Annotated in this window: 17 protein-coding genes; 14 read left to right on the top strand and 3 right to left on the bottom strand. The window is 37.3% G+C overall.

The window, feature by feature from the left end:
- Positions 1 to 3: 3 nt before the first annotated feature.
- Positions 4 to 1,158, bottom strand: coding sequence for a glycerate kinase family protein (locus ACYQ1N_RS01790; protein ID WP_459832024.1), 1,155 nt, complete (start codon positions 1,156 to 1,158; stop codon positions 4 to 6).
- Positions 1,159 to 1,373: 215 nt separating this feature from the next.
- Here ACYQ1N_RS01790 and ACYQ1N_RS01785 point away from each other — a divergent pair, with 215 nt between their 5' ends.
- From ACYQ1N_RS01785 to rbr, 12 genes are all read left to right on the top strand, one after another.
- Positions 1,374 to 2,453 carry a CdaR family transcriptional regulator gene (locus tag ACYQ1N_RS01785; RefSeq protein ID WP_459832021.1) on the top strand — a complete coding sequence of 360 codons (1,080 nt, stop codon included), beginning with the start codon at positions 1,374 to 1,376 and terminating at the stop codon, positions 2,451 to 2,453.
- Positions 2,454 to 2,470: 17 nt separating this feature from the next.
- Complete coding sequence (locus ACYQ1N_RS01780) at positions 2,471 to 2,818, top strand: arsenate reductase family protein (protein ID WP_459832019.1); 348 nt, start codon at positions 2,471 to 2,473, stop codon at positions 2,816 to 2,818.
- On the top strand, positions 2,815 to 3,198 hold the full coding sequence (locus ACYQ1N_RS01775) for a DUF1294 domain-containing protein (RefSeq protein ID WP_459832016.1): 384 nt from the start codon (positions 2,815 to 2,817) through the stop codon (positions 3,196 to 3,198). The genes ACYQ1N_RS01780 and ACYQ1N_RS01775 overlap by 4 nt, the downstream gene beginning before the upstream one ends.
- Before the next feature lie 24 nt (positions 3,199 to 3,222).
- On the top strand, positions 3,223 to 3,666 hold the full coding sequence (locus ACYQ1N_RS01770; protein ID WP_459832013.1) for an Rrf2 family transcriptional regulator: 444 nt from the start codon (positions 3,223 to 3,225) through the stop codon (positions 3,664 to 3,666).
- Between the two features lie 482 nt (positions 3,667 to 4,148).
- Positions 4,149 to 4,709, top strand: a complete 561-nt coding sequence (gene yfcE / locus ACYQ1N_RS01765; protein ID WP_459832011.1) for a phosphodiesterase — start codon at positions 4,149 to 4,151, stop codon at positions 4,707 to 4,709.
- 106 nt (positions 4,710 to 4,815) lie between these two features.
- On the top strand, positions 4,816 to 5,379 hold the full coding sequence (locus ACYQ1N_RS01760) for a TetR/AcrR family transcriptional regulator (RefSeq protein WP_459832009.1): 564 nt from the start codon (positions 4,816 to 4,818) through the stop codon (positions 5,377 to 5,379).
- A gap of 102 nt (positions 5,380 to 5,481) precedes the next feature.
- A complete protein-coding gene (lon, locus tag ACYQ1N_RS01755; RefSeq protein ID WP_459832007.1) occupies positions 5,482 to 7,731 on the top strand; it encodes an endopeptidase La in 2,250 nt (749 codons plus the stop codon).
- A 205-nt stretch (positions 7,732 to 7,936) separates the two neighbouring features.
- Positions 7,937 to 8,413, top strand: a complete 477-nt coding sequence (locus ACYQ1N_RS01750; RefSeq protein ID WP_459832004.1) for a GNAT family N-acetyltransferase — start codon at positions 7,937 to 7,939, stop codon at positions 8,411 to 8,413.
- 8 nt (positions 8,414 to 8,421) lie between these two features.
- Positions 8,422 to 9,096, top strand: coding sequence for a DNA/RNA nuclease SfsA (gene sfsA / locus ACYQ1N_RS01745; protein ID WP_459832002.1), 675 nt, complete (start codon positions 8,422 to 8,424; stop codon positions 9,094 to 9,096).
- 84 nt (positions 9,097 to 9,180) lie between these two features.
- Positions 9,181 to 9,837 carry a cupin domain-containing protein gene (locus ACYQ1N_RS01740; protein ID WP_459832000.1) on the top strand — a complete coding sequence of 219 codons (657 nt, stop codon included), beginning with the start codon at positions 9,181 to 9,183 and terminating at the stop codon, positions 9,835 to 9,837.
- Positions 9,838 to 10,075: 238 nt separating this feature from the next.
- Positions 10,076 to 10,609 carry a flavodoxin family protein gene (locus tag ACYQ1N_RS01735; protein ID WP_459831998.1) on the top strand — a complete coding sequence of 178 codons (534 nt, stop codon included), beginning with the start codon at positions 10,076 to 10,078 and terminating at the stop codon, positions 10,607 to 10,609.
- Positions 10,610 to 10,772: 163 nt separating this feature from the next.
- Positions 10,773 to 11,432: a rubrerythrin gene (gene rbr, locus ACYQ1N_RS01730; protein WP_459831996.1), complete on the top strand. Its 660-nt coding sequence runs from the start codon at positions 10,773 to 10,775 to the stop codon at positions 11,430 to 11,432.
- A 162-nt stretch (positions 11,433 to 11,594) separates the two neighbouring features.
- On the opposite strand, the gene ACYQ1N_RS01725 is transcribed toward rbr, so the two are convergent.
- On the bottom strand, positions 11,595 to 12,017 hold the full coding sequence (locus ACYQ1N_RS01725; RefSeq protein ID WP_177955805.1) for an aspartate carbamoyltransferase regulatory subunit: 423 nt from the start codon (positions 12,015 to 12,017) through the stop codon (positions 11,595 to 11,597).
- Positions 12,018 to 12,053: 36 nt separating this feature from the next.
- Entirely contained in the window at positions 12,054 to 12,974 is a 921-nt protein-coding gene (pyrB, locus tag ACYQ1N_RS01720; protein WP_459831994.1) for an aspartate carbamoyltransferase, read from the bottom strand.
- Between the two features lie 198 nt (positions 12,975 to 13,172).
- On the opposite strand from pyrB, the gene hslO reads away from it, so the two are divergent.
- Entirely contained in the window at positions 13,173 to 14,129 is a 957-nt protein-coding gene (hslO, locus tag ACYQ1N_RS01715; protein ID WP_459831991.1) for an Hsp33 family molecular chaperone HslO, read from the top strand.
- Position 14,130: 1 nt separating this feature from the next.
- Positions 14,131 to 14,661, top strand: coding sequence for a shikimate kinase (locus ACYQ1N_RS01710; RefSeq protein WP_459831988.1), 531 nt, complete (start codon positions 14,131 to 14,133; stop codon positions 14,659 to 14,661).
- Positions 14,662 to 14,667: the final 6 nt, after the last annotated feature.

The raw sequence follows: 14,667 nt of genomic DNA, 5'->3' as shown, positions 1-14,667 counted from the left end.
CTATTAAGAAAAGGTCTTAATAGTTCTAAATACCTGTTCAACGGTTGCAATCATATTTTTTTCGGCATTATCGTGATCCATTGCTTCCTGAAGAGTAACAATATTTCTGAGAATAGGGAAAAATGCATCAATTCCGTTCTCGTTGCATAAATACGAATCTTCGGAGACCGAACCCGAAAACGCCAGGACTTTTTTGTTGTGTTTTTTTGCAATTTCGGCAACGCCTATAGGGGCTTTTCCCATGGCTGTCTGGCTGTCGAGTCTGCCTTCGCCTGTTATTACTATATCGGCATCTTTTATATATTCTTCAAGCCTTGTTTCTTCAAGCACTATTTTAATACCTGATTCCAATACGGCGTTGGTAAATGTCAGAAATGCAAAGCCCAGACCGCCTGCGGCACCTGTTCCCGGAAAGTCCTTATCCGCATTGGGATATTTTTCCTTACAGAGAGCTGCGTAATTTGACAGCCATCTGTCCATACGCATTATCATTGTCGGAGTAGCTCCCTTTTGAGGACCGAAAACGGCGCTGCATCCCAATGCACCGCAAAGAGTGTTATTTACATCGCATGCGATACGAAACGTACACTCTTTAAGTTCCGGAATAACTTCTTCTTCCGTAATGCTTTTGAGCTCTTTTAATCCGTTTGCACCGAATAAAACAGGCATACCGTTTTTATTATGAAAACCGTATCCGAGCGCTTGAAGCATTCCTATACCGCCGTCATTGGTGGCACTGCCGCCGATACCCACAATAAAATGTCTGCATCCTTTGAAAATGGCATCTTTTATAATTTCACCCACACCGTAAGTAGTGGTATTCAGTGGATTTCTGTCTTTTTCATCGACTAAGGTAATTCCTGCCGCTGCAGACATTTCAATAATGGCTGTTTTTTTATCATTTGAAGTCAACGGCTCCAAAATACCGTATACGGCATTTACCGGTTTACCGAGAGGACCCGTAACAAGAACATTTTCCAGTCTTCCGCCCATTCCCAGCGTCAATGCTTCAACTGTTCCCTCGCCGCCGTCGGCCAACGGTCTTATGGTAACGCCCGCATTAGGATAAACTTTTTCAATTCCTTGCTTAATTGCGCCTCCGGCTTCCAAAGAAGTAAGACTTCCCTTTAAGGAATCTATTGCCACAACTATATTCATGGTATTCTCCTTTCCTGTATTTTCGAAAGATAAAATTTTTGAAAAATTGTATCAACGAAAGTACAAAATTTAATATTTAGTATCATACAAGTCACATACAAATTAGAACATATTACAAATAACATAAAAGATTGTAAATAATTAAAATCTATAGTATATATAACATATTGACATAACTTATTATCCTAATTTTGCATATTGTAACGGAGACTGAAATGCTTTTATCACTGTCAAGACAAACGGCACAGAAAATTGTTGATGCGGTAAAGGAGGTATGCGGGTACGACATTAACTTTATCAACAACAGGGGAATAATCTTTGCCAGCACGGATAAATCAAGAATAGGCAATTTCCATGAAATAGGTAAAAAAGCGATAGATATGGGAGAAACCATAGAAGTCGAATCGGATGATCTTTTCCTGGGAACAAACAAAGGCGTTAATATACCATACAGATATAATAAGGAAATAATAGCCGTAATAGGAATAAGCGGAAAACCCGACGAAGTTAGGAAATATGCTCTTCTTGCTCAAAGAATTACGTCATTGATTCTAAAAGAGCATGAAATAGACTCTCTCAATTACAACAGAAAAAGTTGGCTGAATTATATTACAAGGAGTCTTATTGAAGGAAGAGAATTTGAATATAATGAATTACAGCCGTATTTTAACGAATTGAAACTCAGCATTAATTGGAATTACAGAACCGTGGTTGTAAGGATAAACATAAAGGATAACATTTCCAATATCTCATCCGTGGAAAATGATATATATCGTACATTTGAAAAAATATCAGCAAGATTATTTACATTTCAATTTCCGAATGAATATGTTGCGTTATTGCCGGAACATCAGTATGTTAACTGCAGTGATGCATTGGAAGGTCTTGCTTCCGAATATAAGAATATAATAAGCACGGGTGTGGGAAACAGTTTATCAATATGGCGCCAGTTTGAATCGTATCAATGCGCCGAAATTGCAATAGAAAGTCTTGAAAACGGTGAGAACTATTCGGTTTTTGATAAATTGGATTTGGAAATTATTTTGGGATGCATAAATGAAAATGTAAAAAACGAATATATTTCAAAAACCATCAGTAAGCTTGACCGTGAAGACAGAAAGATACTTAAAATTTATTTTGATAACAATTTATCACTAAAGGATACATCTGATAAATTGTTTATTCACAAAAATACATTACAATATAAGTTAAATAAAATAAAAAACATAACAGGATATGATCCGAGAGTATTTAAGGATGCATTAAAGTTATATATGGCAATAAGGCTTGAGTAATTATCAGGGAGGAAATTATGTTATTTATTGAATATCCGTCCTGTTCCACATGTAAAAAAGCGAAAAAGTGGCTTAATGACAACGGAATAGAATATACGGACAGACATATAGTTGAGGATAATCCAACGGTGAAAGAATTAAGGGAATGGCACGTTAAAAGCGGTTTACCCCTTAAGAAATTTTTTAATACAAACGGCAAATTATACAAGGAATTAAACCTTAAAGATAAGCTTCCGGGGATGAGCGAAGAGGAACAATACGAACTTTTGGCATCCGACGGAATGTTGGTGAAGAGGCCCATTGTTGTTGATAATGATAAAATACTTGTGGGCTTCAAAGAAACGGAATGGGAATATCTTAAATGATTTGGATATTTTTAACATGCGCCGCCGTAATTGCGGGAATAATAACATTGATTTCTACCGGACATATCAATGAAACTCCTGTTTTTTTGCCCTTTGATTACTTTTCCGAACATAAAATTCTCATGGTATATGTAATTGCAATTAATACTTTTGCATTTACAATATACGGAGTTGACAAATTACAGTCAATAAAGGGCGGACAGAGAGTCAGAGAAACAACTTTGTTTATTCTCGCTCTGCTCGGAGGAGGAGCAGGGGCGTGGTGTGCCATGTATGTATTCAGGCATAAGACAAGAAAGTCATATTTTGTATCGGGAATTCCGTTCATGACAGGTATGAATATATTCTTATTATTTTATATTATAAATTTTAAATGGTAGATTATTGTTTTTGAGGGGGGAAATATGCAAATATCAAGCAGATTTACGATAGCAATTCATATTTTTGCTGTTATAGATATATACGAAAAAGATCATAAGATTACAAGTGATTTTCTTGCGGGAAGCATAAATGTTAATCCGGTAATAATAAGAAATGTTCTTCAGCAGTTAAAGGCTGCGGGTCTCGTTACGGTTAAAAGGGGAAGCGGCGGAGCAAGTATTGTAAAGCCGCTTAACGAAATAACTTTTTTAGATGTATTTAATGCTGTTGAGAGTATAGAAAACGGAGAATTGTTCCATTTTCACGATAATCCAAATCCTAATTGTCCTGTCGGCAGGAATATACACAAATCTCTTGATGACAAATTAAATTTAATACAAGAAGCCATGGAAAAACAAATGCAGCAGATAACCATAGAAGATGTGGTAAAGGATACTCAAAAGTATATAAGTACGGAACATGTATAATTTTTACCAAAATGTCGAATAAATTGTCCAATTTGGGTAATATTAGGACAATTGGAGTAAAATAAATGAAATGCACAAACAGAAGTGGTATATTGAGTTTAACCTAGTTAGGTAAACAATTTTCAAGAATTTTGTTTATGTTGTTTATGAAGTTTTATGCTTCACAATCCGATACCGTAAATAGTCCCATATATTATGGTATCAATTAGGTTTTATACTTTTGGTAACATTAGTGTAATTATTTTTTGTGCTTTATTTTAAGTAGAAAAACTATTATTTTCTTCCCCAAAGAGATTATAGTTAAAATCCCTAAGAGACCGTCTGCGTAAGTTTTATCTTCGCAGGCGGTCTTTTGTCTGTTATCGGCGGCAATTGTGAGCATATTTTTAAAAGTAGGGTGACAAAGTTCTCTTTACGGGTACGTGACAATGGTTCTAACCGTATATTAAAGTCTGTTAAAAATAAAGGAGTTATATAAATAAATGAAATATTTAGTTGCAAGCGATATACACGGCTCTGCGTATTGGTGCGAAAAGTTTCTTGAAAAGTTTGAATCTTCGGAAGCAGAAAGAATTATTCTTCTCGGCGACATACTTTATCACGGTCCGAGAAACGATCTTCCCAAAGAATATAATCCGAAAAAGGTAATTGAAATGCTGAACCGATATAAGGACAGTATATATGCGGTACGCGGGAATTGTGAATCGGAAGTGGATCAGATGGTATTGGAATTTCCGGTTATGTCAGATTATGCGATACTTGACACAGGCAGTTACAATATTTTTTTAACCCACGGACATAAATACAACGAAGACAATTTGCCTCCGATTATTAACGGTGATGCTATAATGCACGGGCATACACATATTTTAAGGGCAGAGAAATGCGCAAAAAACGGATTGACGTTTTTTTGTCTTAATCCCGGATCAATATCCATTCCGAAGGGAGGCAATCCCGAAAGTTACGCAGTATTAGATGGGAATATGTTTACGGTTTTGGATTTTGATGAAAACATTTTGGCTGAAATAATCGTATCAAATTAAGAGAGTAGGATATATCTCAATATATTTTTATTTATTATTTATAAATTTAATGAATAATACATTGACACGTGTCAATGTCGGAAGTATCATATATTCAGTTGGACACGTGTCAGTGCGAAGGGAGGTAATTGAAATTTATCAGGGAGATAATCAAACCGCCCTGGAATCACAGAAATTAATCAGCAACACTTTCTTTGAACTGATGAAGCATAAGAAATATTCCGAAATCAACATTAAGGAAATCTGCGAGAAGGCCGGAGTATCAAGACAGACTTTTTATTCTCTGTTTGAAACAAAGGAAAATGTGATTGTCTACGGAATGGGATGTTCATGTTCGCATCTTAAAGCATCATATATAAAAAACGGGAAAATATCAGCGGATGTAATGAGTACCGTTCTTGCGGATTTCATATATTGTAACTATGATTTCTTAAAATTACTTATGGATCACGGATTAATATGTGTTCTCTACGATTATTTTTATAACAGTTTTAATGAGTGTAAATTATGGGGCGGAATGAAAGATATTTCGGGAGATATTCTCAAGAATTTCTTTATCGGAGGTATGACGGGATTAATTAAAAGTGCCGTAAACGATCCGTCTTACAGGGACAAATCGCAGCTCAGGCATATAATTATAAAATTGTTTGCGGGCGATTATTTGGAATGACATTAGTGTGTGTATGTACGATAAGTTCAAACACACACTATATTTTTAAAATAACTTTGGCACTCATATAAATCAAGTGCTAATAAAGAAGAGGTGTAAGATATGAAAATAATTCCTATAAGTAACAGTTTGATATTGGCAAATACAAAAATACAGCTAAGCGGAACATATCTTGAAAAAATGGATGTGGGTGACATTAAACCCGACGAGGAATTGATACTTTTGATAAAGAAAGATTCCGAAGGCGGCGTGAGATTTCAGCCTGTTGCGTTTTTGGGTAAGGCGTCCGTCGGAGAAATGTCTGATGACGTTACAATAAATGTAGGCGAAAGAGTCAGGGTAGACGAGGTTGATTTAAATAATCAATATGTCACATATCACAGTTATCCTGAGATTGAAGACGTAAATAAAGAAGAAGCCATGAAAAAGCTTGTCGACATAAAAGAGCAAATGATAAGTGTTTTCGGTCCGATGATTAACGGAGGAGAGGCGGTTCCGAGAATGTATCTTTCACGTGCCGCGGATTGGAATCAGACAGCGGTTATGAGCGTTCCGTATCTTCATTTAAGCTCTCCGGAAAAGTATGAAGTTATGAAAGCGGAGAAAGAGTCTGAGAAGATAGATTTGCTTACAAAGTATATTCAAAAATCTCTTGCGATAATTGAAGTTGCAAATGAAGCGCAAAACAATAATGACGAAAGTTATAAACAGTTATACAGAGAATCGGCCATAAAAAAGCAAATCGAATATTTACAGAAGGAGCTTGATGAACTTCATCCCGAAAATAAATCCGATATTCAGCTTTTTGAAGAGAAAATTGAAGATTCAGGCATGAATGAACAGGCGAAAAAAGAAGCCGAAAAAGTAATAAAAAGGCTGAAAACCGAAGGGGAAAGCGGACACGAGTACGGAATGCTTACGGATTACCTTGAATTTGTTACGTCACTTGACTGGAAGAAACACGAAGCAAAGGACATTGACATAAACAGAGCAAAAGACATTCTTGACAAGGAACACTTCGGACTCGAAAAGGTTAAGAAGAGAATAGTGGAACAGATGGCCGTAATGTCGCTGAGTAAGAAGCAGTCAGGATCCATTTTGCTCCTTGTCGGAGCTCCGGGAACAGGAAAGACAAGTATTGCAAAAAGCATAGCTGACGGACTGGACAGAGAATATGTAAGAATAAGTCTCGGAGGTGTAAAGGATGAGGCCGACATAAGAGGACACAGAAGAACATATATCGGCGCCATGCCCGGAAGGATTATGGACGGAATAAAGAAAGCAGGTACAAGTAATCCTGTAATTGTTCTTGATGAGATAGATAAACTTTCAACAAGTTACAGCGGAGATCCCGCAAGTGCTTTGCTTGAAGTCTTGGATCCGGAACAGAATAATACTTTTACGGATCACTATATGAATGTTCCGTATGATTTATCGGATGTAATGTTTATATGCACGGCAAATACATTAGATACAATACCGGGACCTCTTTTGGACAGAATGGAAATTATTAACTTTAACGGATATACTCCGACAGAAAAACTACATATAGCGAAGAATCATTTGATAAAGAAGTCAATGGAGAAGAGCGGAGTAAGTGAAGAAAACTTATCGATTACCGATGACGCATATGAAAAAATAATTTCAAATTATACAATGGAAGCCGGAGTCAGAGGTTTAAAGAAACAGCTTGATAAATTGACAAGAATTGCAGCCGTAAAAACGGTTAGTGACGGCAAAGGTAAAATCGAAGTTACCTCGGAAAACCTTTCGGAGTATATGGATCAGAGAGAAATACATCATGAAAAAATACATGAGACAACAACTCCGGGAATCGTAACCGGACTTGCATGGACTCCCGTAGGCGGTGAAATATTGTTTATAGAAACAATGCTTACAAAGGGCAGCGGCAAGGTGCAAATAACGGGGCAGTTGGGAGACGTAATGAAAGAATCCGCTCAGATTGCCGTCAGTCTCGTAAAGAAAATGTATCCTGAAAAAGCTGAAGTTTTTGAAGAAAACGATATTCATATACATGTTCCTGCCGGTGCAACGCCAAAGGACGGACCTTCTGCGGGAATAACTCTTACAACGGCACTTTCTTCGTTAATTAATGAAAAGCCCGTTGACTCCGAATATGCAATGACCGGTGAAGTATCTCTGAGAGGAGATGTTATGCCGATAGGAGGTCTTCCGGAAAAACTTATGGCTGCTCAGAGAGCGGGAGTAAGGAGCGTATTTATCCCTAAAGAAAATGAATACGACTTAAAAGATGTGGCTCCGGAGGTTCTTAAAGAGCTTACGATAATTCCTGTTGAAAGAGTGGATGAAGTTGTAGGAAAAGTTATGTGATAAGTATCCTTTACCTGATTTTTAAAACATATTAAAGCATTTAAAATCTCTTAACGTATATCTGTTAAGAGATTTTTTTTAAATATAATTTATTATTTTAAACAAATTGTTGTATTATCATTTCATATATAAATGAACAATTTAAAAAACGGTTTTAAAGACTGCGAATCACGCTTAAACCGTTAGTTAAGATAAGGAGATTTACATGGGTTTAGAATTCAGATATGCAAAAAGAGAAGACACGGAGTTAATTCTTTCATTTATTAAAAATCTGGCAGAATATGAAAAAATGTCGGATGATGTGGTTGCGGATACTGCAACACTGGAAAAAGAAATATTTGATGATAAAAAAGCGGAAGTGTTGTTTGCGGAAGTTGACGGAAAAGAAATAGGTTTTGCACTGTTTTTTCACAATTTTTCAACATTTGTCGGCAGATCGGGACTGTATTTGGAAGATATATATATTTTGCCTGAATACAGGGGAAAGGGATACGGAAAAGCGATGTTAAAAAAGCTTGCGTCAATTGCAGCGGCGAGAAATTGCGGAAGAATGGAGTGGTGCTGTTTAGACTGGAATAAACCCAGCATTGATTTTTATTTATCCCTTGGAGCTAAACCCATGTCTGAATGGACGATATACAGGCTTTCAGGGGATGAACTTAAAAATTTCGGTGAAGGGTAATGTGACGTATGATCAGATACACTGATATTCGCTTGGGAAAATTCATAGACAGACCCAACAGATTCATATCTCATGTGGAAATAAACGGAAAAACAGAGACGGTTCATGTAAAAAACACAGGAAGATGCAAAGAGTTGCTCATTCCGGGTGCAACTGTAAGCGTACAGTATTTTGATAAACCGGAAAGAAAAACAAAATGGGATCTGATAGGAGTAGAGAAGAAAAGTCTGGGATGGATAAATATTGACAGTCAGATTCCGAACAAGGTTGTATGGGAATGGCTGAAGGAAGATAACAAAGAATTTAATAATATTACATTGATTAAACCTGAATACAAATACGGCAATTCAAGGGTGGACTTTTATGTGGAAGACGGAGACAGAAAAGCGCTTTTGGAAGTAAAGGGATGTACGCTGGAAAATGACGGCATGGGATATTTTCCGGATGCCCCAACCGAAAGAGGAAGAAGGCATTTAAATGAACTTTCTTCTTCAATAAAAGACGGATATGAGGCTTATCTTGTTTATTGTATTGCAATGAACGGCATTAAAGAGGTATATCCCAACGAAAAGACAGATCCGAAATATGCGGAATGCTTTAGAAAAGCGGTGAATTCAGGTGTGAAGGTTATTTACCTTCAATGCGACGTAACTTCGGATTCCATAGGGTGGAAGGAATATTAAATTAATTTCGTTGTTATTACAACATAATATATTATTCAATCGCGGTATATTAAAACCATAATCATTGCAAAGGAGATGAGTGCCGTGAAAGAAACTTCAGGAAAAGTGTTTTCCATAGCTGCAGACAATCCGCCTGTTTCGGGGTGTACCGTATCAAAGTCGGTATATTCTGAAAACGGGTTTGACATAGCACATTTTTCAATGGCAAAAGATACAGATATAAGTGCTGAAAGTTATATGTATACAAAGCTTTGGCTGACGGATGCCGGAGTTCTTGAGGCATTTGACAATAATTCATCGGTAAATACCGTATCTGAAGGACAGATTTTTATCACGCCTACGGATACGCCGATCGGAGCAAGAGCGATTACGGATTGTGTATATACGGAAATTGCATTAAGGGAGGATACGGAAATGAACGAAATTTTAAAAGCGGGAGAAGTAATAACATTAAAGGATCTTCTCCCATATCAGGAAGAAAAAATAGTAAATATGGACCTTATAAATAATTCTCATATGAAATTTGTTATTATGAGTTTTGACAAGGGAACCGGATTATCCGAGCATGCGGCACCGGGTGAAGCGTTGGTATTTGCACTTGACGGTGAAGCCGTTATCGGATACGAAGGTAAAGAATATCATATTAAAGCCGGAGAAAATTTCAAGTTCGATAAGTCCGGTAAGCATTATATAAAGGCTACGGAAAAGTTTAAGATGGCTCTTTTGCTTACTCTTGATTAATTACTGAACCGTAATGCATTCAAAAGTGTGAATACATTACGGTGACAAAACGGAAATCACATATCCGATGTCGGGAAGAACCCGGTGTCTGATATGTGATTTTTGATATAATTCATAAGATAAAAATATTGTGATAAGTGTTTAAAAATTTTTCGGAAATTTAAAAGTAAAATACATTTTTTTGTACACGGCTTTAAATTGAATGTCTGAAGTATCAAAAAATATACGGGAGGTAAATATGAATATTGTAGTAATAACCGGAAGCGCACATCAGAAGGGCACAACAGCCGCATTGGCTGATGAATTTATTAGGGGAGCATCAGAAAACGGCCACAACATTTACAGATTTAATGCGGCCGTTAAAGACGTTCATCCATGCATAGCGTGTGAGCAGTGTCATGAAACGGATAAAGGATGTGTATTTAAGGATGACATGGGAGTACTTAATCCATATCTGTTAAAAGCCGACACCGTGGTATTTGTAACTCCTATTTACTACTATAATATGAATGCTCAAATAAGAAGTGTAATCGATCGTTTTTACGCAAATGACTCCAACCTTCATCATAATAAAAAAGCCGTTCTTATTACGGCAATGGCAGATACGGATAAAAAGTCGGCGGACGGAGCAAATATATCATTCTCCCACATGCTTGAGTATTTGGATTGGGAAAACGCCGGAATAGTAAATGCGGCCGGATGTTGGGAAAGAGAGTCTTTGAAAAATACCGACTATCCGGAACAGGTATATAAGCTTGCAAAAAGCATATGATACCGTATAAATTATGATATTTTTAAAGCTGTTTTCAGTCGTATAAGATTTTAAACTGTATACATTATCATTGCAAAATGTGCCTTTTTAAGTATATAATACCGATATAAACAGGTGAATTATCGGTTGTTTATATGTGTTTTTATATAACGGAGGTGTTTTTATGGCAAAATATGTTTGTAAAGTATGCGGTTACGTTCATGAAGGCGAATTAACCGATGATTTCAAGTGCCCGGTATGCGGTGCACCGGCAAGTGAATTCGAAAAGGTAGAGGAAACTTCAAAGAAGAATCCATATGCGGGAACAAAGACTGAGAAGAATTTATGGACTGCATTTGCAGGTGAATCTCAGGCAAGAAATAAGTATACGTATTTCGCTTCTGTTGCCAAAAAACAGGGATTTGAGCAGATCGCGGCATTGTTTTTAAAAACGGCCGAAAATGAAAAAGAGCACGCTAAGCTTTGGTTTAAGGCTCTCGGCTGTATAGGTGATACTGCAGAAAACTTACTTTCGGCTGCCGAAGGTGAAAATTACGAATGGACTGACATGTACAGTCAGATGGCAAAGGATGCCGATGAAGAAGGTTTCCATGAACTTGCCGAACAGTTCAGAGGCGTAGCTGCCATCGAGAAGACTCATGAGGAGAGATACAGAGCTCTTCTTAACAATGTTGAAATGAAACAGGTATTTGAGAAGAGTGAAGTTAAGGTGTGGGAATGCCGTAACTGCGGTCATATTGTTGTAGGAACCAAAGCTCCTGAGGTATGTCCGGTATGTAAGCATCCACAGAGCTACTTTGAATTACATGCAGAGAATTATTGATTAATATGATGTATTCAGTGTCTGTCAGTAATGGACGCTGCCACATGCATTGGCGACGGTCGTCTTTTGACACTGTACATATGACTGTTAATATACAATAAAACAATGCCGCAGGCACTACGCCTGCGGCATTGTTTTATTGTATACCTGATTTTCGGATGATTATTTCGCTTTTTCATCACAGTACTTGCATCTGTATGTATGGTGAGAAGCATCTGCCAGGTAAAATATCTGGTCAAGATTAGTTTCAGATGAAGTAATACAACGTGGGTTGCTGCATTTTATGATATTTGTTAACTTCTTAGGTAAAGAAAGAGGCATTTTTTCAATAATTTCTCCGTCCTTTATGATATTAACGGTTATATTGCAGTCTATATATCCTAAAACATCAAGGTCTACAAGATCCAGTCCGCCGTCAATTTTTATAATATCTTTTCTCTCCATCTTGTTGGATTGAGCATTTTTTATTATGGCTATTCCGCAATCAAGATTATCAAGATCCAGATATCTGTATATTTCCATTGCCTTGCCGGCTTCTATATGATCAAGAACGATACCGTTATTCAGGGCTCCTATGCTTAACATATAATATCCTTTCGTGAACAGTTATTCATGTATTGATTATTTTTCGGGAATCAGATTCAAAAGCGTTAATATTACTGCCTGTCTGACATATACGGCATTCTGAACCTGCTCAAAATACTTAGCGCGCGGGTCGTTGTCAACATCTGTGGCAATTTCGTTTACACGTGGAAGCGGATGAAGTACGTACATATCAGGTTTTGCAAGTTTTAGCTTCTCTTTATCCAATATATAGTAATCTTTCATTCTTAAGTATTCGTCTTCGGAAAAGAATCTTTCTTTTTGAACACGCGTCATATAAAGAATATCCAATTCTCCGATTACATCTTCAAGTTTTGTAACTTCTTTATATTCAATATTTTTTTCGTCGAGAATACTTTTTATATAACTCGGAATGCGAAGTTCTTCCGGTGATATAATAACAAATTTGACATTCTTATAATGTGAAAGTGCTTTAATAAGAGAGTGAACTGTCCTTCCGAATTTTAAATCACCGCAAAGTCCGATTGTGAAATCGGATAAGCTTCCCTTCAATTCTTTTATTGTCATAAGGTCTGCCAAAGTCTGAGTAGGGTGTTCATGTCCGCCGTCACCGGCATTAACTATCGGAACGGTAGCATTTTCCGATGCAACAAGAGGCGCACCTTCCTTTGGATGTCTTATTGTAATTATGTCGGCGTAACATGATACGACCTTTATCGTATCGGCTACAGTCTCGCCCTTTGAAACAGAACTTGATTGGGCAGAAGAAAAGCCAAGCACATTACCGCCCATATTCATCATAGCGGCTTCAAAACTCAAACGAGTCCTTGTACTCGGCTCATAGAAAAGTGTTGCAATTTTAAGTCCATCACACAGATGCGAATATTTTTTCGGATTGACCTGAATATCATGTGCAAGAGATAGAAGGTCGTCAATTTCTTCTATAGAAAAATCTTCCGGACTTAATAAATGTCTCATAGTACCCCTCCTGTAATTTTTTACCATTTTACAATGAAAAAAAAAGTATGTAAATGGAGAAATCGAATTTATTTAATTATAGGGAAATATAAATATTAAAATATTTTTTTTCTATGCTATACTATAACGGATAAACATGGTATACAGACGCGTGAAATTATTTTAAGTCTTTACCAAAATGAAAAAGAGGTGCAAATAATGAGCAGAATTCTAAAAGCAGTAACAGCCAACGGCGAAGCAAGAGTGTATTTGGCTGAAACAAAAGAATTAGTTGACGAAGTAATTAAGAGACATAACATGAGTCCCGTAGCCGGTGTAGCTATAGGAAGATTGCTTACGGCGGGTGCCATGATGGGTACGATGATGAAAAACGAGCAGGATATCCTTACGATAAGAATAAAGGGAAACGGACCGATAGGAGACATGCTTGTGACTGCGAAACCTAACGGCGACGTAAAGGGATATGTTACAAATCCGCAGGTTTTTGTTCCTCTTAAAGAAGACGGAAAGATAGATGTGGCAAAGGCTGTAGGTATCGGAGTTTTAAGTGTAACAAAGGATATGGGACTTAAAGAACCTTATATCGGCGACTGTATTCTTGTAACAAGCGAAATAGGCGACGATCTTACGTATTATTTCGCAACAAGTGAGCAGACTCCGTCGGCGGTGGGGCTTGGAACTACTCTCAACAGTGACAATACCGTAAAAGCTTCAGCCGGATTTATTATTCAAATGATGCCCGATGCAACGGATGAAACAATAGGAACAATAGAAGTAAATATTGCAAATATTACATCGGTGTCGGGACTTATCGAAGAAGGAAAAAGTCTTGAGGACATACTTGCCATGATTTTAAAGGGACTTGAATATAAAATAGTGGAAGAGATACCTGCCCGTTTTAAGTGTGACTGCTCAAGAAAGAAGGTTACGGATGCGCTTTTAAGTCTCGGTTCAGAGGAACTCAAGAGCCTTATAGACGAAGGAAAGCCGGTGGAAACCACATGTCAGTTCTGCGGAGAAAGATATGAATTCGGGCTTGACGAGCTTTCGGTTATGGAACAGGCAATGAGAGTTAAAGAGCAGCTCAGAAGATCTAAGAGTGCGGCAGCCGAAGAAGACGGAAACGAGAAATCTGACAAAAAGGAAGAAAACTGACTTGGATAAGGGGAAAAAATCAAAAAACAATATTATACTTATCGGTATGCCCGGCAGCGGTAAAAGTACAATAGGAGTTCAGCTTGCAAAGTGGCTGGGATATAAGTTTTTGGATTCCGATCTTGTAATGCAGGAAGTTATGGATAAACCGCTGGGTGATATTCTTAACGAATTGGGTGATAAGCGTTTTATTGAATTTGAGGACAAAACAAATTGCGCAATCAATACGGAGAGAACCGTAATTGCCACAGGGGGAAGCGCGGTATACGGTGCTTCGGCAATGGCTCATTTTAAAGATATGGGGCATATAGTTTATCTCAAGACAGATGTAAAGGTCCTTAACGGAAGACTCGGAGACCTGTCTGTCAGGGGAGTGGTATCAAACGGAAAATCCACAATAGAAGAAATATATGCAGAACGACAGGAACTTTATGAAAAGTATGCGGAGGTAACCGTCGTTATGAATAAAGACGAAAGTTACAATTCGGCAAGAAGGGTATATGAGGTATGTAAAGACCTGATTGATAATTAAACGGAA

This window comes from Howardella ureilytica, assembly GCF_054657495.1.
Note: the sequence above shows the minus strand (reverse complement) of the source record. Positions and strands in the feature narration are given on the sequence as shown.